This is a genomic window from Peteryoungia algae (assembly GCF_030369675.1).
Taxonomy (GTDB): domain Bacteria; phylum Pseudomonadota; class Alphaproteobacteria; order Rhizobiales; family Rhizobiaceae; genus Allorhizobium; species Allorhizobium algae.
In genome coordinates, this window is sequence record NZ_CP128477.1 from 2,473,664 (window position 1) to 2,494,141 (window position 20,478).

Annotated in this window: 17 protein-coding genes; 5 read left to right on the forward strand and 12 right to left on the reverse strand. The window is 61.3% G+C overall.

Going from position 1 to position 20,478, the window contains the following annotated elements:
* The first annotated feature begins 2 nt into the window (after positions 1–2).
* Entirely contained in the window at positions 3–1,412 is a 1,410-nt protein-coding gene (locus QTL56_RS11890; RefSeq protein WP_245137858.1) for an FAD-binding oxidoreductase, read from the forward strand.
* A 235-nt stretch (positions 1,413–1,647) separates the two neighbouring features.
* Positions 1,648–2,229, forward strand: coding sequence for an NAD(P)H-dependent oxidoreductase (locus QTL56_RS11895; RefSeq protein ID WP_229576112.1), 582 nt, complete (start codon positions 1,648–1,650; stop codon positions 2,227–2,229).
* Between the two features lie 14 nt (positions 2,230–2,243).
* On the opposite strand, the gene QTL56_RS11900 is transcribed toward QTL56_RS11895, so the two are convergent.
* The 7 genes from QTL56_RS11900 to QTL56_RS11930 form a co-directional block, all read right to left on the reverse strand.
* On the reverse strand, positions 2,244–2,633 hold the full coding sequence (locus tag QTL56_RS11900) for a RidA family protein (protein WP_245137859.1): 390 nt from the start codon (positions 2,631–2,633) through the stop codon (positions 2,244–2,246).
* Between the two features lie 262 nt (positions 2,634–2,895).
* Positions 2,896–3,999 (reverse strand): FAD-dependent oxidoreductase, encoded by a 1,104-nt coding sequence (locus tag QTL56_RS11905; RefSeq protein ID WP_245137860.1) that lies wholly within the window; start codon positions 3,997–3,999, stop codon positions 2,896–2,898.
* A complete protein-coding gene (locus QTL56_RS11910; RefSeq protein ID WP_245137861.1) occupies positions 3,992–4,654 on the reverse strand; it encodes an ATP-binding cassette domain-containing protein in 663 nt (220 codons plus the stop codon). The genes QTL56_RS11905 and QTL56_RS11910 overlap by 8 nt, the downstream gene beginning before the upstream one ends.
* Before the next feature lie 2 nt (positions 4,655–4,656).
* Positions 4,657–6,342 carry an ABC transporter permease gene (locus QTL56_RS11915; protein ID WP_245137944.1) on the reverse strand — a complete coding sequence of 562 codons (1,686 nt, stop codon included), beginning with the start codon at positions 6,340–6,342 and terminating at the stop codon, positions 4,657–4,659.
* Positions 6,343–6,384: 42 nt separating this feature from the next.
* Positions 6,385–7,617, reverse strand: coding sequence for an ABC transporter substrate-binding protein (locus QTL56_RS11920; RefSeq protein ID WP_245137945.1), 1,233 nt, complete (start codon positions 7,615–7,617; stop codon positions 6,385–6,387).
* A 74-nt stretch (positions 7,618–7,691) separates the two neighbouring features.
* Entirely contained in the window at positions 7,692–7,961 is a 270-nt protein-coding gene (locus tag QTL56_RS11925; protein ID WP_245137862.1) for a zf-HC2 domain-containing protein, read from the reverse strand.
* Between the two features lie 65 nt (positions 7,962–8,026).
* Entirely contained in the window at positions 8,027–8,818 is a 792-nt protein-coding gene (locus QTL56_RS11930) for a TVP38/TMEM64 family protein (protein WP_229576117.1), read from the reverse strand.
* 166 nt (positions 8,819–8,984) lie between these two features.
* Between QTL56_RS11930 and QTL56_RS11935 the strand changes: the two genes are divergently transcribed.
* Positions 8,985–9,593 (forward strand): RNA polymerase sigma factor, encoded by a 609-nt coding sequence (locus tag QTL56_RS11935; RefSeq protein WP_229576118.1) that lies wholly within the window; start codon positions 8,985–8,987, stop codon positions 9,591–9,593.
* 17 nt (positions 9,594–9,610) lie between these two features.
* Here the strand turns inward: QTL56_RS11935 and QTL56_RS11940 are convergent, their stop codons facing one another.
* Both QTL56_RS11940 and QTL56_RS11945 read right to left on the reverse strand, forming a co-directional pair.
* Positions 9,611–10,228, reverse strand: coding sequence for a CDP-alcohol phosphatidyltransferase family protein (locus tag QTL56_RS11940; protein ID WP_245137863.1), 618 nt, complete (start codon positions 10,226–10,228; stop codon positions 9,611–9,613).
* A complete protein-coding gene (locus tag QTL56_RS11945) occupies positions 10,225–11,736 on the reverse strand; it encodes a dihydrolipoyl dehydrogenase family protein (protein ID WP_245137864.1) in 1,512 nt (503 codons plus the stop codon). Before QTL56_RS11945 ends, QTL56_RS11940 begins: the two co-directional genes overlap by 4 nt.
* Positions 11,737–12,259: 523 nt before the next feature.
* On the opposite strand from QTL56_RS11945, the gene QTL56_RS11950 reads away from it, so the two are divergent.
* Positions 12,260–13,786, forward strand: coding sequence for an oligosaccharide flippase family protein (locus tag QTL56_RS11950; RefSeq protein ID WP_245137865.1), 1,527 nt, complete (start codon positions 12,260–12,262; stop codon positions 13,784–13,786).
* Between the two features lie 93 nt (positions 13,787–13,879).
* On the opposite strand, the gene QTL56_RS11955 is transcribed toward QTL56_RS11950, so the two are convergent.
* The 3 genes from QTL56_RS11955 to QTL56_RS11965 form a co-directional block, all read right to left on the reverse strand.
* Positions 13,880–15,205, reverse strand: a complete 1,326-nt coding sequence (locus tag QTL56_RS11955; protein ID WP_245137866.1) for a glycosyltransferase family 4 protein — start codon at positions 15,203–15,205, stop codon at positions 13,880–13,882.
* Between the two features lie 95 nt (positions 15,206–15,300).
* Positions 15,301–17,334 carry a glycosyltransferase gene (locus QTL56_RS11960; RefSeq protein ID WP_245137867.1) on the reverse strand — a complete coding sequence of 678 codons (2,034 nt, stop codon included), beginning with the start codon at positions 17,332–17,334 and terminating at the stop codon, positions 15,301–15,303.
* Between the two features lie 319 nt (positions 17,335–17,653).
* Positions 17,654–18,829, reverse strand: coding sequence for a glycosyltransferase (locus tag QTL56_RS11965; RefSeq protein WP_245137868.1), 1,176 nt, complete (start codon positions 18,827–18,829; stop codon positions 17,654–17,656).
* A gap of 376 nt (positions 18,830–19,205) precedes the next feature.
* On the opposite strand from QTL56_RS11965, the gene QTL56_RS11970 reads away from it, so the two are divergent.
* On the forward strand, positions 19,206–20,474 hold the full coding sequence (locus tag QTL56_RS11970) for a polysaccharide biosynthesis/export family protein (RefSeq protein WP_245137869.1): 1,269 nt from the start codon (positions 19,206–19,208) through the stop codon (positions 20,472–20,474).
* The last annotated feature ends 4 nt before the right edge of the window (positions 20,475–20,478 follow it).

The window sequence follows — 20,478 nt, forward strand, 5'->3', positions numbered from 1 at the left end:
ACATGGCTGACTACGCCAAAATCATCGAAGAGCTGGAAGGCATCGCCGTCGAAGACAATCCGGCGTTGGTCAAACAGAAGAGCCGTGACTTCTATTGGTATTCGCCGATCCTGAAGGAAGAACTCGACAATGTCGTCGGCGACCTCGTCGTTTCACCGACGACCGAGGAAGAGGTCATCCGCACCTTGAAGGTCGCCTTTGCCCATGGCGTCCCTGTTACCCCGCGCGGCGGTGGCACCGGCAATTACGGCCAGGCCATGCCCCTGTCAGGCGGCATCGTGCTCAACCTCATCAACATGAACAAGGTAAAGGAGATCCTGCCCGGTCGCGTCATATGCGAACCCGGCATCATCATCTCCGAGCTTGACCGCCAGACCAAGGAACATTCCGGCCAGGAACTGCGCTTCCACCCCTCGACCAAGCAGACAGCAAGCATTGCCGGCTTCATCGCGGGCGGCTCCGGCGGTGTCGGCTCGATCACCTGGGGCGGCTTGCGCGACCTCGGCAATATCCTGCGTCTGCGTGTCGTCACGATGGAAGCCGAACCGCGCGTGCTTGAACTGTCCGCATGGGACCTGCAGAAGGTTTCCCACGCCTATGGCACCAACGGCATTATCACCGAGGTCGAGATGCCGCTCGCCCCGGCTTATGATTGGGTCGACGTCATCGTCGGTTATGACGACTTCATGGACGCGGTGAAATTTGCGGATACGCTCGCCCACAAGAACGGCATCCTCTTGAAGGAAGTCGCCCCGATCGCCGCCCCCATTCCCTTCGACTACTTTACCCGCCACAAGCCCTGGCTGAAGGAAGGTCAGTCGGTCGTCGTGCTTATGGTCGCCCCCCATTCGATGGAAGCCTTCCTGGCGCTCGCCGACAAGATGAAGGGGGACGTGCGTTTCCGTTCTGACACGGTCGAGAGCATGAAGGGCATCCCGCATGCCTATGAACTGGCCTGGAATCACACGACGCTCCGCGCCCTGAAGCTCGACACCAACATCACCTATCTGCAGGTGCAGTATCCGGGCCCGGACCATGTCGAGAAGGTCCGCGTAATGACCGAACTCTTTCCAGACGAGGTGATCTGCCATCTCGAATTCATCAAGTTTGACGGCCACATCCAGTGCGCCGGCCTGCCGCTGGTGCGCTACACCACCAAGGAGCGGCTGGAAGAGATTATCCGCATTCACGAAGAAAACGGCTGCCCGATCTTCAACCCGCACCGCTACACGTTGGAGGAAGGGGGCATGAAGCAGACCGACCAGGTCCAGTTGGCCTTCAAGAAGGAAACCGATCCGAAGGGCCTCCTCAACCCCGGCAAGATGATCGCCTGGGAAAACCCGGACTTCGATTTCTCCGCCGGCAAGAACTACCTGTTTCCCGGGCTGGAGGTTCTTTCCGAAGCCTCATAGGGATCACGATCTGCGTTGCGGCTTCCCGTTCCGGAGCCGCAGCGAATAACCGCCGGAACGACCCCATTCCGAAGGTACTCCCGGCCGGCCCACCGGCTCATGCGACACACGACATGGCATCCCCCATCCCTCGGCATCAGGCGGCGAAGGACTGGGATTCTGGGACAAACGGCGCGGAAGTTTTCAACTGGACCCCGACTGCGAAGGCGGCGGGCAACGACTTGGAGCTTTTGACATGCGCGTACTCGTTCTCCACTCTCATCCCCTTGATGAAAGCTTCGGCCGGGCGCTTTACAAACTCACCTGCGAAAGCCTGGAAAAGGCCGGCCATGAAGTCGACGGCTGCAATCTCTATGAGGAGGGTTTCGACCCGGTGCTCTCGGCCCATGATCGCCGCGTCTATCACGACATTCCCGACAACCTTTCGCTGGTTCAGCCCTATGTCGATCGACTGAAGAAGGCGGAAGCGCTTGTCATCGTCACCCCCGTCTGGAATTTCGGCTTCCCGGCGATGCTGAAAGGCTATTTCGACCGCGTCTGGCTGCCCGGAGTTTCCTTTGATCTGGTGGACGGCAAGCTGACGCCGACGCTGCGCCACATCAGGAAGCTCACTGCCGTCATGACCTATGGCGCCACCCCCATGCGCGCCTTCCTCGCCGGAAACCCGCCGAAGAAAATCGTCAAGCGGGTGCTCCGTGCCCAGATCGGGATCGGCGCACCGGTGAAATACCTCGCCCATTACGACATGAACAACTGCACGGAAGAAACCCGCGCTGCCTTCATGGCGAAGGTGCGCCGGGAAATGGAAAACTTCTGAGAGAAGACTGGCGGTCAGACGACCTTGGCCGCTGTCACCTCGACTTCGACCAGGAATTCCGGTCGCGTGAAGCCACCGACCACCAGGAGCGTCGAGACCGGCTTCGGATCGAGCGTGTAGCGATCGCGCACCGCCATATAGGCTGGAAAATCTTCCCGTCGCGTGACGAAGCCGGAGACGCGGATCACATCCGCGAACGTCATGTCTGCCGCTTCGAGAATGGCCTTGACCGCCTCGAAACACAGCTCGGCCTGCGCGGTCACATCGGGCGGGATCGTATCATCAGGGCCAATGCCGAGCTGGCCGGAGGTTACGAGCAGGCTCGCACCCGGCGGCACGAGCAGACCGTGATTGTAATGCCCGAAAGGACGGCGGACGGAGGCAGGATTGAAGATCTTTTTCATGGCGAGAGCCTAGCGCGGCAACGCCCGCCGCGGAAGGGTAATCCATGGGTCCGCAGCCCTTTGCGAACAACAGAAACACTCACGCGCTCCACCGAATTCGCCATATCTCGAGGCCACCCCCAGGTTCATTGAAACGGTTTGGTATGCGTCGCTGTCGGGCAGGAGCCTTCACGGATGGGAGCCACGCCTGCGAATGCAAACTGCTCTTGCGTTACCGACAATCTCTCGCAAACACCGGATCGCAATCAGCCGTCCCCCCGCCTCAGCGATAGCGCTGCATGAAACGGCTGTCGGTCCGATGTTTCCACCGGGCCACCCAGTTTCCGGAGATCGCCATGCCCCATTTGTCTGCAATGGCACGCCCGTATCCGAGCGAGATCAGCACCAGCCAGAACCGTTGTGGGCGATAGACCGTCAGCGGCCTTCCCAACAGGTACCGATGAATGTTCTCCGCCAGAACGGGTCCCTGCCGGACGGCAAATACACCCGCCTTCGGGCGAGGATCCGGCAGCGAGGCGACATCGCCAGCGGCAAAGACATGCGGTTCGGACACTGACTGCAGCATGTGATCGACCTTGATGAAGCCGCTTGCGTCGAGGGAAAGCCCTGTTTGACGCAACCATGCAGGCGCGCCGCTCGAGGTGGTCCAGACGACCGCGTCCACAGCCAGTTGGCGCCCGTCGCGGGCTGTCAGTTCGTTATCCTTAAAGGCCACGACATCGAAAGCGGGATAATGGGCGATATCCGCCGCATGCAGCGCCCTTTCCACGAGCAGCCTTGCCCGCCGGCTGCGTTCTGGAACCGGCCCGGCCGCACGACCGGCGAGGGCGATCCGGATATCCCGCCCCTCGAAGCGACGCCTGAGCGCAAAGGCGATCTCGACGCCTGCGACCCCCTGCCCGATCACGGCGAGGCAAAGGGGGCGCCCCTCTGCAACCAGGGCATCGAGGCGCGACAGGCGCTCCGTGAAGCTCGAGATCGGCTTTACGGAAAGGCCACCGGAGATCCCTTCCGGAAGCGAGGGCGTCGAGCCGATATCGATCGAAAGCAGGTCATAGGCGAGGTCGCCGCCGCATGCGAACGACACCTTTTTGAGGTGGGCATCGATGCCAATCGCTGCGGTCTCGATAAAGGTGACACCGTTGCGCGCGCAGAGGTGAGCGAGATCGATGTGGAAGTCGTCGAATTCGTATTCGCCGGCAACATGGCCCGGCAACATGCCGGAATAGGGCGCATGGCGTGACGGCGAGACGAGCGAGATCTGCGCACCGAGGCCAAGCTGCCCCAGCCGGCGCACGACCTCCACATGCGCGTGCCCACCTCCGAGAAGGACCACGGATTGCCCCATTGCGCCGGCGTCAGCCATTGGCTGCTCCGATCCGATGCACGAACCCGCCAGCGGCCTCTGCATCAGCCTCGTCATGAGTCACGAGAATGACCGGCAGGCCGGCTCCCCGCGCACGCTCGAAGACGAGGGACCGCATCTGGGCGCGCAAATCCATGTCGAGCTTCGAAAAGGGTTCGTCCAGCAACAGCAGTCGGGGCCGGGAAACGAGAACGCGAGCGAGTGCGACCCGTGCCTTCTGTCCACCGGAAAGCGTTGCCGGGTCGCGGCCTTCGAAGCCTGCGAGATCCATCTCCGCGAGGATCTCGGCAGAGATCCGTCGGCGCTGTGACCGGTCGGAGATCTCTGCCGGGATTGCGAAGGCGACGTTGGCGCCGACCGTCATATGCGGGAAGAGAAGCGGATCCTGAAAAAGGATGCCAGCCCTTCTTGCTTCCGCAGGAAGAGAAAGAAGGTTGACACCATCGACGGAAACCGTCCCAGACGCATCGAAAACGGGATCGAGAAACCCACCGACAAAGGACAGCAACGTCGACTTTCCAGACCCCGACGGTCCCATGACGGTCAGGACCGCACCCGGAGGGACCTCGGCCGTAAGGTCGATCAAGCTGTTCCGCCCGAGACGGATCACGACATTCAAAAGGGACAGGCCGGCTGCGACGGTCTGGTGAAGCATTGTCAAACCCTCATATCCCGACGATTGCGGTGCAGCACGGCGGGCAGAAGGACCGCGAGCGCGAAGGCGAGGAAAGGCAGGATCGTTTGCAGCAGGGCATAAACTCCGATAACGCGGCGATTGTTGCCGGAGGCGAGCGCGACGGCCTCCGTTGTGATGGTCGATAAACGCCCCTCGCCAATCAGGAGCGTGGGCAGATACTGCCCGACAGATACGGCGAAGCCAACGGCTGCGGCCGTGAGGATCGGGCGGACCAGCATGGGAAGGCGGATGGAGACAAGCACCGCAAACCGAGACCGACCGAGCCCCGTTGCGATGATCTCGTAGCGGCGATCCAGCGCCCGCCACGGATCGGCAAGCGATAGAAAGACATACGGCAAGACAAAAACCAGGTGAACGAGGACGAGGGCCGCAAGGCGCTGCTCGCTGCCGCTGCCAATGAAGAGGAGTTGCAGGCCGAAGACGAAGGTGACCTGTGGGACAATCAGCGGCAGGTAGAGCATGAGCAATGCCTTCTCCCCACCGGTCCGTCCCGTCTGGTTCTCGCGCACCAGACAGCCCACGGCGAGGAGGACGGCGAGCAGCGTCGAGGCAAATCCCGTCACCAGTGTCGTCACCAGTGGATCGGCAACACGCGGCAGAGCATTCATCCAGCTCCGCAGCGTAAAACTCTGTGGCAGGAGATCGGGAAACTGCCAGAGGCCGGCGAGCGACCACATGGCCAGAACCGCAAGACCCGCGAAAACAGCAGCACCGATCAGACCGACCACCAGAATTGACGCAAGGCGCGGAAAACGGTCCCTGACAAACCGCCGCCCCGTTTCCCTCGATACACGGAGCAGAATGGCAAAGAGCCGCTCGAGACCGAACCAAGCCAGCAGGACCCCGAGTGTCACGGCCAGTTGCAGCACGGCACCGGCCGAGGCGAGGAGCCGCGCGGAAAGGTCCGCATCGTTCATCCACTGGACGAGGCGAGTGGCGAGTGTGCCCGGCAGGTTGGGACCGAGGATCAAGGCGACATCCACGACGGAAGACGAATAGGCGATGACGGCATAGACCGCGAAACGCATTTGTCGGTAGAGCGCCGGCCACAGCAGATAGACGAAGCCGGCGATCCGACCATAGCCGAAGGAGGCCGCGAGCCGGCGGGCAGCAGGAAGGTCGACCTGTGGCAGGGCCGCGAGCGTTACGAGAAAAAGGAACGGCGTTTCCTTGATCACCAGACCCGCAATCATCGTGAGCCCCATGGGATCATGCGGGATGAGAACGTCCGGTGGACGGTCGATGCCCACGAGAGGGGCAACGAGGCGGATAAGGAAGCCTGACGGCGCAATCAGGAAGGCAAAACCGAAGGCAGCGGCTGCATGAGGGACCGCAAGCAGGGGCGAAAGCAGATGCTGCAGCCGGGACAGCGTCGGCGTGCCCGCGTAGCTGGCAACAAAGATCAGCGTCACGCCGAGAGAGATGACCGTGGCGCCAAGACCCGTTGCCACACTCAGGACTACGGCAGTAGGAAGCCCCGGCGTCGCCAGAAGTTCACGAAACGGGTCGAGGCTGAGTGCATGGCCCCCGAGAGCCGGGAAAAATCCAAAGGCCGGCAGCAGCGTACCAAAGAGGCCGAAAGTGATCGGCAGCAGCAAGAGCCCGAGCGTGAGCACGACCACACTCCGGGGAAGGAGTGCGGTCAGTCGGTCGACGAGGGCGTGATCGGCCAGTCGGGCTGCCACGGATCAGTTGCCGCTTGCGTAGCGCCGACGCCACTCGACTTCGATGCGCTCCATCCAGCTTGAATGCGGTTCGGCAATCACCGGTCCGAGCTCGTCCGGCGCAAGGGTTGCGACACCGAGGTCAAGGGCAGCAAAGGCCGCACGATCCGGCTCCGGCAGTTTTGACATGGCAAGAACGGTCGGGTCACCCCAGGAGACAGGGTCTTGCTTGCGCAACTGTGCCTCCGGCGAGATCAGAAAGTTCGCCGTCAGCAGCGCTCCTTCCCTTGCATTGGCATTGTAGGGAATGGCAACGAAATGGGTATTGCCGAGCGTGCCACCCGAGAAGGTGAACGAGCGCACCGTATCGGGCAGCTCCCCCGCCTTGATGCCTGCGGAACCTTCCGAAGGATTGAATGCGAAGATGATGTCCAGCTCGCCGTCGGCCAGCTTCTGCTTCATGTCCGGATAGTTCTGCGGAAAGGTTTTCGCCGAGCGCCAGGCGACCGGATGCAACTGATCAAGATAGGCAAAGAGCGGCTCGACGTCGCGCTCGAACGTCTCCTCCTTCAGCGGCTTTGCTAGCTTGGCCGGATCATCAATCACCTCGCTCAGCACTTGCTTCAAGAAAGAGGATCCGACGAAATCCGGCGGAGCGGGATAGGAAAAGCGACCGGGGTTCTTCTTGGCCCAGTCGAGCAGTTGCGCGGCATTGTCCGGCAGTGCCGCGGCATCAGTACGAGCCTTGTCGTAGAAGAAGACCATTTTCGCGCCGCCCCAGGGGCTTTCGAGGCCTTCCGTCGGCTCGGTGAAATCGGTCAGAATGGTGGGCTGGTTCTCGATGTCGACATAGCGCCAATTGGGCAGTGACGTCGCCCAGCCCGGTGCGAGAAGCAGGCCCTGCTTCTTCATCGAGGCAAAATTTTCGCCGTTGATCCAGATGAGGTCGACAGAGCCGCCTTCATCCTTGCCGGCCGATTTTTCAGCAATCACCTTGGCGACGGCGCTCGCGGTATCGTCGAGTTTGACCTGAACGACATTGACACCGTAGCGCGCCTGCATTTCGGCGCCCACCCATTCGAGATAGGCGTTGATGTTCTCAGATCCGCCCCAGGCATTGAAATAGACCGTCTGGCCGGAGGCGGCCTTCTCGACGGCAGTCCAGTCTGCCAAATCCTGCCCGGCCGCAATGGCCTGCAAGCCGCTGACACCGGCGATCACGCCCGCAGCAAGAATTCGTTTCATCAGACGCATGATCTGCCACTCCCCTTGATAGAGATCAGATGACGCCTCGGGCGTGATCGATCCAACTTTGAAATACGTTGTCGAAATCATCCGGATCTCAGGTTTCTTCGCCGGAGCGCCCGGCGGCGCGCCAGGGCTTCCTGGATATCTTCGGCATATGCGGGCTCGTGCACGGCGACATCCTGCATCGCTCCCGCAATCTGGGTGAGATCACAGGTCGTCCGCATCTGCTGGATGAAGGCCCGGCAGCCACGGCACATGGCCAGATGCAACCTCATGTTGAGCAACGGCCAGAAGCCAAGCTCTCCATCAATCAGGCGGCTGGCACGGTCGGCGACTTCACTGCAGCGAAACATGGCTCACCCCTCCCCGGACATGTTGAAATGGCTCCAGAGCCTGACAGATTCTGTGGCCTCCACCCTCACCGCCGGTCTCCGCGCTTTCGAACCTGACGGATGATCGTCGGTATCAGAGCCACCAGAGCAAGTGCCAGGAAGGCAAGCGTGATGTCCCGCGTGACGAGATCGGAGATTTGCGCCTCTCGTCCGCTCGCCTGTGCGGCGACCAGCACGCTGTCGACGCCCTGGCCGAGATAGGCATAGGCGAAGGTGCCCGGCAGGATGCCGAAAAAGGTTGCCGCAAAGAAGCGTCCGAGGCTGATATCGAAGAGTGCCGCAGCGATATTGACGACGAAGAAGGGGAAAACCGGAGCAAGCCGGATGACGAAGAGATAGCCGAACGCATTCTCACGAAAACCGTCGGCGAGCTTGCGAAGGGAGCCGTCGACCCGGTGGCGCAGGAAACTGCCAAAGGCGGAACGGGTAGCGAGAAAAAGGAGCGACGCGCCGACCGTGGCCCCGACGGCAACCAGCGCTCCGCCGATCATCCAGCCGAACAGGAAGCCACCGAAGATGGTCAGGACAGAGGCAGCCGGAAACGAAAAGGCGACGGCCAGGATATAGACGATCAGGAACAACATCGATGACCAAAGGAAATTGGCATCAACATAGGCGCGCAGCGCCTCCCGTTGTTCGGCCAGGAAGCCGAGACTGAGATAGTCCTGCAGGCCGAGCGCATAACCGAGCGCGAGACCCGCAAGAACGAAACCAACCGGCGCATACCGCCAGACACGGGCCTTTTTCGGAGGAGGAACTGCCGGCGCCTCTTGGCTGGCCTTTGGACTGTTTTCGAGTGGAAAGCGCGTATCACTCATCGACTTCTCCGGAAGCTGTTTTCATGCCTTGTAAGATCACGAGGCCGGCATCGACAGAACACCAATTGTCACTATGGCTTGATGGGTCCGAATGCGGCTGGACATCCAAGTTGATTGTTTTGCTAAGTGTTTCCCGAATGGCGCTGGCGTGAAGGCAGGAGGCAATGTGGGGAAAGTCGAAGGAGAGGAGCACACCTTGGTGTTGCGCCTGATCAAAGGGGACCAACAGGCTTTCGACATGCTTTATCGGCGTCACAACGCCGCCATGGTCCGCTTCTGCGCCGGCATCGTCCCGGCGCGGGACATTGCCGAGGAGATCACACAGGAAACCTGGGTTGCCGTTCTCAGCCGCATCGATCTCTTCGAGGGGCGCAGCTCGCTGGCAAGCTGGATCTATGCAATCCTGATCAACAAGGCACGCACCCGCGCTCGTCGCGAGGGCCGCACTGTTTCCTTCGACGATCAATTGGGCGAATCCCCCTTCGCGATGGCTTTCGACGGGCGCGGAAGATGGCGCACCGTACCGGAACTCTGGGAAGAGCTCACACCGGAGCGCCATGTCGAAGGCCGTAGTGTCCTGCACCATGTCGCAGCGGCGATCGAAATGCTGCCGCCAGCTCAACGTGCGGTCATGATCCTGCGTGGCCAGCAGGAGCTCGACCCGGCCGAAGTCTGCGCCCTTCTCGGAATATCCGAGGGCAACATGCGCGTGCTTCTGCATCGCGCCAGATTGGCGGTACGCAACGCGCTGGACGCGGTGAACAACATCAACTGAAGCCGTCGAAGCGCCACTCATCGTTCCTGCTCCGAAAACGCCACCCAGCCCTGACGCCACCGGATGACGGTCGTCACCCCGCAGAGCGCAGCGAAGCCGTAGGCCAAGAAGGAAAAACTTCCCGGGAAGAGGCACATGGCGACAAAGACCGCGATCGTCTCGAAGCCTTCGGCCAACCCGCCGATGTAATAGATCCCCTTCGTCGGAAATTCGGGCGCCTTGCGACCGAGTTTCGCCGCGGCCGCAGAAAAGGCCAGAAATGAAGAGCCGGTACCGACGAAGGAGGCGATCAGCACGGCGGCCGGAAGCGCGTGGATCTCCGGCGCCTGAAGCGCAAACCCGAGTGGAACCAGCGCATAAAACACCATGTCGAGCGCGATATCGAGATAGGCCCCGCGATCAGTCGGCCCTTGGATCCGGGCAACGGCGCCGTCCAAGCCGTCCATCGCCCGGTTCACGAGGATGAGGAGAAGCGCCACCAGCCACGCCCCGAAACACAGGGCGGCAAAAGCCCCGAGCCCTGCCAGAAAGCCGACGAGGCTGATGTGATCCGCGCGCGCACCCCGCACGGCCAGGAACGCGGCGAAAGGCTGAAGTGCTGCCCGCTGAAGGGGCAGGATCCGCGCGTCGATCACCCGCGCCTCCAGGTCTGGAACCGCTCGAGCAGCGAAAGGAGGAAGCCGTTGATGTGTTTGCGGCGCCACTGTCCGGCCACCATTTTGTTGGCTTCAGCGAGCGTCGGATAGATATGGATCGTGCCGAGGATCTTGCCCAACCCATGGCCGTGCTTCATGGCGAAGACGAACTCCGCGAGCAGGTCTCCGGCATGTTCCCCGACGATCGTCGCACCGAGGATTTTGTCCTTTCCGGGGACGGTCAACACCTTGACGAAGCCGCGAGCGGCTCCATCGGCGATCGCCCGATCGAGATCGTCGATGCCGAAGCGCGTCACTTCGTGCGGAATGTTCTTCTCTTTCGCCTCGGCTTCCGACAGCCCGACACGTGCCACTTCAGGATCGGTGAAGGTTGCCCAGGGAATAACGCTGTAATCGGCCTTGAACCGTTTGAGATCGCCGAAAAGCGCGTTGATCGAGGCAAACCAGGCCTGGTGTCCCGCGACATGCGTGAACTGGTAAGGTCCCGCCACATCACCGGCGGCCAGGATGTTGGGATGCAGCGTCTGCAGGTATTGGTTGGTTTCGATCACGCGGTCGACCTTGATGCCGAGCTCCTCCAGTCCGAAGCCCTTGAGCCGTGGCGCACGTCCGACCGCAACGATGATCTCGTCGAAACCGATACGACGGCGAACGCTGCCATGCTCGACCTCGATCCACTTCTCATCGCCATTAACGCCGCAACCGACCGCCTTGTGGTTCGTGAGGACATTCACGCCATCCGCCTTCATCGATGCTTCGACGAGCGCGGACGCATCCTCGTCCTCCCGCATCATCAGGCGTGGTGCCATCTCGATCTGCATAACCTCGGAGCCGAGCCGGGCAAAACTCTGCGCCAGTTCGCAGCCGATCGGCCCGCCACCCAGAACGACGAGGCGCCGTGGCGCAGTCGGTCGATCACGGAGCCGCTCCCAGAGAGTGTCTGAGGTGAGATAACCGGACTCGGCGAGGCCGGGGATCGGTGGCACGAAAGGCTGCGCACCGGTTGCAATGATGATCGAACGCGTCGTCAGTCGCTGCGTGCTGCCGTCGTTGAGGACGACCTCCACCGTCCAGGGATCGATCAGCTTCGCATAGCCCTCGAGCACCTCGACACCGAGCCCGGTGTATCGCTCGACACTGTCATGCGGCTCGATCTCGGCGATTACCTTGTGGATGCGCTCCATCACGGCCGAGAACGGGACGTTTGGTTCGACCGCCTCCAGGCCGTAATGGTCCGCATGGCGCATCTGATGGGCCACCCTGGCGCTCTTGATCAGAGCTTTTGAGGGCACGCAGCCGAAGTTGAGACAGTCTCCGCCCATCTTGTTGGCTTCGATCAGGGTCACCTTTGCCTTGGCAGCCGCAGCGATGTAGGCCGAGACCAGACCAGCCGACCCTGCCCCGATGACAACGAGATTCCGATCGAAACGCTTCGGCCGGGTCCAGCGCGCGCTGGAGAAATCGTCATTCTTCTGTGTCTGATCCATGATGCCTCTGTGTGGCAAACGCCCTTGATAGCTACAGGACAAAGCAGATCAGGGTTTGTTACACTGCAGCAGAATTTTTCCGGGAAACCGTTCGTCCGCCGACCAAATCTCCCGATAGCCAGCGACCCTTCTGACAGAACAGGACCAGTCGTGCGCAGATCGATTGGCGGAGGGCGGCTCCATAGCCGGGGCACCAATACCCGTCACGTACAACCCGCCCTGACCATTTGAAGCGCAAACACATGCTTGAGCAATACCAATGCCGGAATGCCCATCCGCTTGTCGAGCTTCTACCACTGCCCGGCCGAAAGGATTAGCCCGGAGACAGAATGGCAACTCAATCTCTCTTCGAGAACCTGCCATATCTGGATGATCGAGTGATGGCGATCCGGATGGCTCCCGGCGGTCAGGATCGCTTCGATGTCGCTCTTGTATGTGGGCCGTTCGGGAATGAAGGCGCGATGATGTCAGTCAAAGTCAGCCGCAGGCGACCCGCGGGGGACCAGGTCATGTGGCCCCGGTCATGACGCAGATCGATACCGGCGACGATATCTATCCGGCTCCGGGCGGCAAGAGCAGCCCCCCGCTTTCCGAGCGAACGGTCAGGGCTGGGCTTTTGACCACGGGAGCGCGGCTCTTCACGAAATGCCTCGATTTTGTCACCCTGCTGATCCTTGCGCGGTTTCTCGGCCCGGCGGAATTCGGGCTCGTCGCAATGGCGATGACCGCCGTGCTGATTGTTGAGACCCTCTCCGAAATGCCCCTGGGAGCGGCACTCCTGAACCATCAGAATCCCACCGAGAGCATGTATGACACCGCACTCTCGCTGGCCGCGCTCCGCGCGCTGGCAATCATCGCACTCCTCTGTGTGATGGCATGGCCGCTGTCGCTGCTTTATCACGAGCCCCGCTTGGTCGCCTTGCAATGCGCCTTGTCACTCGCGCCCGCCATGCGCGGACTGGTGAGCCAGAAGCTGACGGAATATACGAGGGTCCTGGATTTCAGGCGGGATGTCGCGCTCGATATCATAGCCAAGGCTGGCGCGCTCGTCATTGCCGCCATCCTGGCGATCACCACCGGCAGTTACTGGGCGATCGCGATCGGCAAGATATCGAGCACGGCCTTGGCGATGATCGCCTCGTTTTTCCTCGCCCCCCAGCGCCTTCGCTTCACGCTGTCAGAATGGCATGTCTTTTCCGACATGCTGGGCTGGAACGCCGCTCGACAACTCCTTTCGGCCGTCAACTGGCAATCAGACAAGGTGGCTCTGCCCCGCTATGTGGATATCGGAACATTCGGTCAGTTCACCTGGGCGGACAATCTGATAGCCGTGCCGGCCCAGGCAATCATCCAGCCCATCACGTCGCCCCTGTTCTCCGCATTCGTCATGGCGCGCCAATCCGGCGGCCTTGGCAAGGTCTATCTGAAGGCCTCTGCAGGCGTGTATTCGATCATGGCCCCGCTCTTTCTCGCGATGGGAATGCTGGCAGATCCGATCATCCATCTGATCCTCGGCCCTGCCTGGCAGCAAACCGCCCCGATCCTGACCTGGCTCGCCTTCGCAGCTGCCGTGGGCTATGCGCCAACGGTCCTCTTGCCGGCACTTGCCATGTCACTCAACAGGACCCGTGTCGCCTTCGAGAAGCTGGCAATCGAGTTCTGTGTGAAGGTGCCCCTGATTGTCGGCCTGACAATGGCCATGACCTTGCAAGGACTGCTGATCGGCCATGCCATCGCCGCAGTGTTTGGCTTCCTGGTGAACCTCGTCCTCGTCGGAAAGTTGATCCAGCTCGGCATTCTGGCACAGCTTTCGAGTCTGGCCCGTCCCACAGTTGCCATGATCCCCATGGCGTTCTTCCTGCTGGCGACACAGCAATTGTTCAGCTCGAACGTCGGCGCGCTGCAGACCTTCTTCGATCTGGCCTGGGTCTCCGGGCTAGCCATGGCGATTTTCGCCGGGACAGACCTGATCCTGTGGAAACTCGTTGGTTCTCCGGACAGTTGCGAATCTCTCTTTCTGCGGATGGCCAGGAAGATACTGCGCTGCTGACGATGGTCTATGCGGTCCGCTGCGAACGAATGCCCGGACAGCAGGACATGCAGCCGCGCGCCTTGTTGGGTCGAGGCGCGCTCCTGAGGACGCTCAGCCAAGCAACGGGATGGAGACGGTCACGCGGCGGCTCCGGCGGATGGGAGCCTCTTGCCGTGTCCCGGCACTCTGGATCTGTTGCCGGTAGATGTCGAGAAGGCGGCGCTCCCAATCCTGCGAGGACAGGGCCAGCACCTCCCGATCGTGGAAACCCTTGACACTCATCTTCGCGATGCGGCCGTCGTCTGCTGCCAGATCCACCAGGGTACGGCTGAGACCGCCGGTTTCGTAAGGGTTGCAGGACAAACCGACGCCCTGTTCGAGGATCTCGTCACGCGTGGCTGCGAAATCGCTGATGATCACGGGGATGCCGGACGTGAAGGCCTCGTAGGCGACGAGCGAAAATGTCTCGCGTGAACGCGTCGGCACGACGAGGCAGCGCGTTTCGGCCGCAATCTCCTTCAGCCCGTCCCGATCCTTAAACCCTGCGATCCTGGCCGCCGGGTAGATCTCCGAGATCTCGGAAGCCAAGGCGCCTTCACCCACGAATGTGATGGGCACATTTGCCTGCTTTGCCGCTTCGGCAAGAAGCAAGACCCCCTTGTCGTGTTCGAGACGACCGACGAACAGAAAGCTGTGATTTGCCTCAGCATGCACGCGCGCGTCAGACCACGGCTGAACCGGATTCCGCAGCACCTTGATGGCATCGGCCGGGATACCGCCTCTCTCAAGCAGCGGAACCATGCCTTCGTGCACGGCAAGAACCATTGCCCCCGCCCCCGAGAGGTCCATCAGAATGCGCCTTTCGATATCCCGGGCTATCCGCCATATCTTTTCAAGGCGAGAGCGACGGTCACAATTGGCGCCCAGACACGACAGGGACAGCGGCCTAGTCGTGCAGGGCCGCCCTTCCTGGAAGTGAAAATAGCCACCATTCGGGCAGGCGAGAAAATAGTCATGCGCCGTGAGAATGACGCGGTTCATCACCGGCCGGAGCGCGTCAAAGATCGAGGGCGAGAGGATCTTGGACCAGTTGTGAACATGGTACAGCGTCTCCGGCGTGTCCTTCGCCCGGATGAGCGATTTCAGCCGTCGAGCCGCCGGGACATTGTAGAGCCCCTTGACCACGGCCCTTGCAAAGGAACTGCTGCGCAGATCGCTGGCACCCACCGCATGCAGGGTGATGCCGCATCGGGCCAGCTCTTCGTTACGGCCAAAATCACCACAGAAATACTCAACCGAAAGTCCGCGATCCGCGAGCATGCCGGCATTCCTCAACGCAATCACCGACGGCCCGTCCCTCGGCTCGGAAAGATCGCTGATCACCACAACCCGACGCGGGAGGCCTTCAACCCCGCTGGCATCCGTCAGTCCCGTCATCACGCGTTCCCCCCTCCCCTGAAATCAACACGCCCATGGTCCTCGCAGCCGGCCTCCCCGCAGGCTGCTTCCCATGTCGTTACGCAACAGGGCCACTACGCCCTTCCTGCACCTGCCGGCTTTCCATCGCTCGCGACCACCGTCCGCTTCTGGCCGAGACCGGCTGCCCTCTCCGGCGCCAACTCTCCCGTAACTCCCTCAATGATCGCACGAAGATTTCCCTTCAGCCGTCCTTTCCGGTCCACATAGGGTTCCGGCGTGAACAGCCGTCCCACATTGCTGGCCATGTTTCGAAAGATCTGGTTTGCCACGAGATGAGGTTTCATGGTCCCTTTCTTCAGCATGTACAGGGGATTGGCGACCTGTGAATAACCCAGGCGCTCGCCGCTGGTGCGGCCGCTCTTGACCCCCATATGCACACCCTGGCAGCCCGACCATCGAATGAGGCGTCCCCCCGTCTTGGCCAGTGCCGCTCCAAAGTCCCGGTCCTCCAGCCAGCCATAGAGGACAAGCCGGTCGTCGAAACGAAGAGGTCCGATGGCCTTCATGCGGAAGGCCATGTTGCAGCCATAGGGACTGAAGGGTTCGAGCCATCGACGGGCCCCTGCTTCCGCTTCGGTTGCGGCTTCCACTATGTGAGCGGCCTCGTCGAAGGCAATGCCCGGCCCCTTGATCCCATCCGCGATGACATGCCCGGTGATACCGGCAACAGAACTCTCGTCCTGAAAAACCTGTGCAGCTTCGGACAACCAGTCCGGGTGAGCGATGAAATCATCATCGAAGAAGGCGACAATATCCGTTGTCGCGTCAAGCTGGTTGAGGGCAGCATTCCGTTGGTTCGCCAATCCGACGGGTCCCAAGACGATTTTCACCCCTTCGAGATGAACAAGGTCCCCGGCATCCTCGGTCGTCGCGCAGGAAACGATGACCGAGGATGGACGAAGCCGTTGGTTCGATAGGAAGTGCCGTACGGTCTTCGAGACGACCTCCGGCCGCCCAAGCGTGGCAAACACGGCCGCAATGTGCGGCGCAGGCACCGAGGGCGAAACATGCCTCCTCGTGACCGCCGGAGATTCCAGCAGATCCAGATAGCCTTCAGCACTATCCTGCCAGGAGAAATTCCTGCACTGCTCCCGCCCGCGCCCGGCAAGGTCGGCCTGCAACTGCGCAGACATGGCAAGCATCTCGATGTGCCTGACCCATTGTGCAGGATCGAGCGGAGACGCCATGAGCGCCGCCGCGCCGCACACCTCGGGCATGCTTGCGCAATCGGATGAAATGACGGGACAGCCACGCGCCATCGCCTCGACGATCGGTAGCCCGAAGCCCTCCGTCAGGGACGGAAATGCAAGACATAGCGCGTGATCGAGCAGATAGGCGAGGTCATCGTCAGAAACGCGACCGCACTGGTGGACATTGGCGGGCAGCGGGGCTCCGTTCTGCTCACCGATCTCCTTGCCACCGGCTATGATGATGTTGATGCCCGATGCCTCGAGGCGCGGTGCAATCTCGACCAGCAACGACATGTTCTTGTGCTTCGCGCCTGAGCCTATGGCCAGGACGAATGGGCTGTCTCCGGCATGCACAGGAAGCTCTGCAGCGAGCCTGGCCTGATCCGGATTCCACAGAAGCGCATGCTCGTGACCATTTGGCAGCACCACGATCTGCGAGAGCGAAATCGGCAGATAGCGGGCAATCTGCCGCGCCGAAGCATGTGAGACGGTCGCGACCCTGACGGCCTGCCGGGCAAACAGGGGTTGGAGGCTCCGATAGACTGCTCGAAAGCCGCGTGTGTAACTGCCGGGTGAAGAAAGCACATTGGTGTCGTGGATGCAGACGATCTGCTCGCTCTTGATGACCGGTGCCATGTTGCAGAGGTTGAGGAGCCGCCGCCCACGCGCTGCGATCGGCAGTTCGACCTGCTCCCAGCCATAGCCGCTGAGTATGCCCAGCTCGACCGCATCCAGCCTTTCACAGCCAGGATGCCGGCTGCCCGTAGGGTGAAACAGGGTGGCTCCACGTGCCGCCTCGATGTGATCGAGCGCGCTCACGATGTTGCGGGCATATCTCTGAACACCGCTGAGATTCTGGGTCAGAAAGCGACCATTGACCACGAAGGATGCCGTCATGTCGCCGACCTGCTTTTGCTGCCCGCGGATACGCACCGAAATCGACCAAGCACGCCACTCTCCTTTACGCTTACGACTGTGTCAGAAGATGTCCGACACCACTCGTCCATTTCATGTTGCCGGCATTCGTCCTCGGATGGAGCACTCGGCCTATTCCCCTCCACGCGAGAATGCCGGCCAAGCCTCCGATTTTGCAGCCTATGGGCTGCTTCGCTCGAGTCCTATTCGGCACTTTCGGTGAAGCCACATCAGAAAGGGGTAACATCCGATTGCCCTTATGGGCGGAAGACACCGAACGCCGTCGCCCCGACAATCGCGCTCAGTGCAGGGGCGCGTGGCTCACACCTTCGAAGACGGGTGCGAGCGACGTCGCATATGGTTTCACATCGACGACCGTATGGCGCTCCGAAAGCGCCTGGTCGATGATCCGTTTCATTCCAGCCTTGAAGTTCGCAACGCTGAACTGGGCCGCGTGAAGCTGGATGAGTTCGGGGTAGAAGCTGTGTTCCATGGTCTCGAAGAGCTCGATGGAATCGGTCAGGGACTCCACCGTCTGTTCCTTGAACAACACGCCCGTGTGACCCGGCACGATCGTATCGAGGGCGCCGCCCCGGCCATAGGCGATCACGGGTCGTCCGCTCGCCATGGCCTCGACCGGCACGATGCCAAAATCTTCCTCGCCTGGGAAAATCAGCGCGCGGCAGCGGGCGAGATAGTCCTTGAGCTCTGTGAAAGATACCGGACCTGTAAACCGGATCGTCGGTCCGGCGATCCGCTTGAGCGCCGCGATATCCTGGCTGTCGCCGTCTCCGACCACCACGAGGTTCCGCTTGAGCTTCGTGAAGGTGCGGACGGCGAGGTCGACACGCTTGTAGGGCACGATCTGGCCAGCACAGAGATAGAAGTCGTCAACACTTGCCACTGGTGCGAATTCGGCGACGGCGACGGGTGGGTGAAGCACCACGGAAGAGCGGCGATAGTATTTTGCGATACGGCTGGCGACATGGTGGGAATTGGCGACGAAGTGATCCACCCTCAGGCTCGAATTCGCATCCCAGGCGCGCATCAAGGGCGCGACCAGCGGCATCATCATCCTCGCGACAAACCCGGCATTGCACCGATACAGATGATAATGATCCCAGATGTAACGCATCGGCGAATGGCAATAGCAAATGTGCACCGCCTGTGGCGGGGGGATGATCCCCTTGGCCGGTCCGGATTCGCTCGACAGGATCAGGTCGTATCCGCTGAGATCGAACGCCTCGAGCGCGAAGGGCATCAGCGGCAGCATCGACTGGTACCGCTTCTTTGCCCCCGGAATACGCTGAAGGAAGGATGTGAAGATCCTGTGTCCCCTAAGCTTGTTGGAGATCTTATCGTGGTCGCAAACCAGCGTGAAGATATCTGCCTCGGGATACATGTCGCACAGCGCCTCGACGACTTTCTCGCCGCCGCGCATCGACACCAGCCAGTAATGGACGATCGCTACCCGCATGCTTGTAATTCCCGTCAGTTGAGCATCGCACCTTAGGCAGGTGGCCGCCCCTACGCGAAGAACGCCCTAAGGTCAGCCGAGGGAACAATCCCTTCGAGATCCGGGAGAATTCTCGGCCGAAGGAAGCAGCCTCAGGGGAGATGTAGGCGTCCTGCCTCATCCATTTGGAGTGGGGACTTAGTCGCTCCTACCAAAAGTGACTAGGTCGTGACGAACTGCAGAGAATTTACTCGTGCAGGCAAGCCGCGATGATGGGAGCTGGAAGACCTCAGCCCCGGGATGAACCCCGTTGGCACCGGTACGACAATGACGGGACCGCACCATGCCGAAACCATTCACCGCCATGCCATCGAGGCCCGGAAGGCCATCCTCGAGAATGTTGGGGCTTGCCGTTGCAGGCGTGTTCTGCCTGTCCGTAGAGGCAAGCATCGCAGCCGAGGTACCGTTGACGCCGCTGACCCAGCTGCGGGTAACCATTGTGGAGTGGATCGCGTCTACCGGGGAGTACAAGGAATGGACCCCGCTTAACGGACAATATGTTGTCTCTCCGTCCAGCACCATCGCGATCCCCCTGCTCGGGGAGTTCTCCGTGGAGAACGAAACCCCCAGCCAGGTTGCGGGCAAGATCAGCGCGCTTCTCAAACAAAAGACCGGATTGGCCGAACCTCCGGCAGCATCTGTCGAAGTCGTTCGCTACCCGATGTTCTATGTATCAGGCGCCGTAGAGCGGGCCGGGGAACTGGAATATCGGCCCGGCCTCACGGTGACTCAGGCCGTCGCCATGGCCGGCGGGCGAGAGCGACGCACGGATGCCAATGGTTCCCGCGAACTCGAGCAGTTGCGATATGCCGGTGAGCTCAACAGCTACGATCTGAAGCTCAATCAGCTCATGGCAAGACGGGCCCGTCTTGAGGCGGAACTCGCGGAGCGCACCCGGATCGAATTCCCACCGGAACTCGCCCACGCACGAGACGGAAGTGCCGGGAAGATCTTCGTCCAGAGCGAGACCGACCTCTTCGTCGCAAGGGCGGAGGCGCTGAAACGCCAACTGACCTCGCTCTCCGAGCTGCAGGTTCAACTCCAGAACGAAGTCAACGTTTTGAATGAAAAGACGGCGGTTCAGGATCGCCAGATCGCAATCGCCGAGGATGAACTGGCGAGCATTTCATCCCTCGTGAATTCAGGCACGCTCGCCAAGTCGCGCGAGACCGCCCTCGAGCGGGTCGTGGCGGATCTGAGCAGCGCCAAGCTGGACCTCGTGATTGCCGCCATGCGTGCCAGACAGAAGCTGAGCGAAACCGAACGCGATGCGATTGCCCTCAAGGGCCAACAGCGCACCGAAGCCGGCCGCGAGCTCCAGGAGATCGTCGCCGAATTCGAAGACACGAAACTGAAGCGCAACACGGTGATCGCCCTGCTGCAAGCCGCAGGTGCTGCCGTCTCGCGAGACGCGGCACGCGTGGCGGCCAATACGCAGGCCCTCGAATACTGGGTGACCCGGGCGGGCGGAGACGGCATCGCCGTGAGGCTGCCGGAGTCGGCGGAACTGGCGCCGGGAGACGTGCTCGACGTGCGCTACGATATATCCGCAGCCACCGTTGCCAGCGCCTCGCCCCCGGCAATCGTCGCACAGCCCTCACAATGATCGC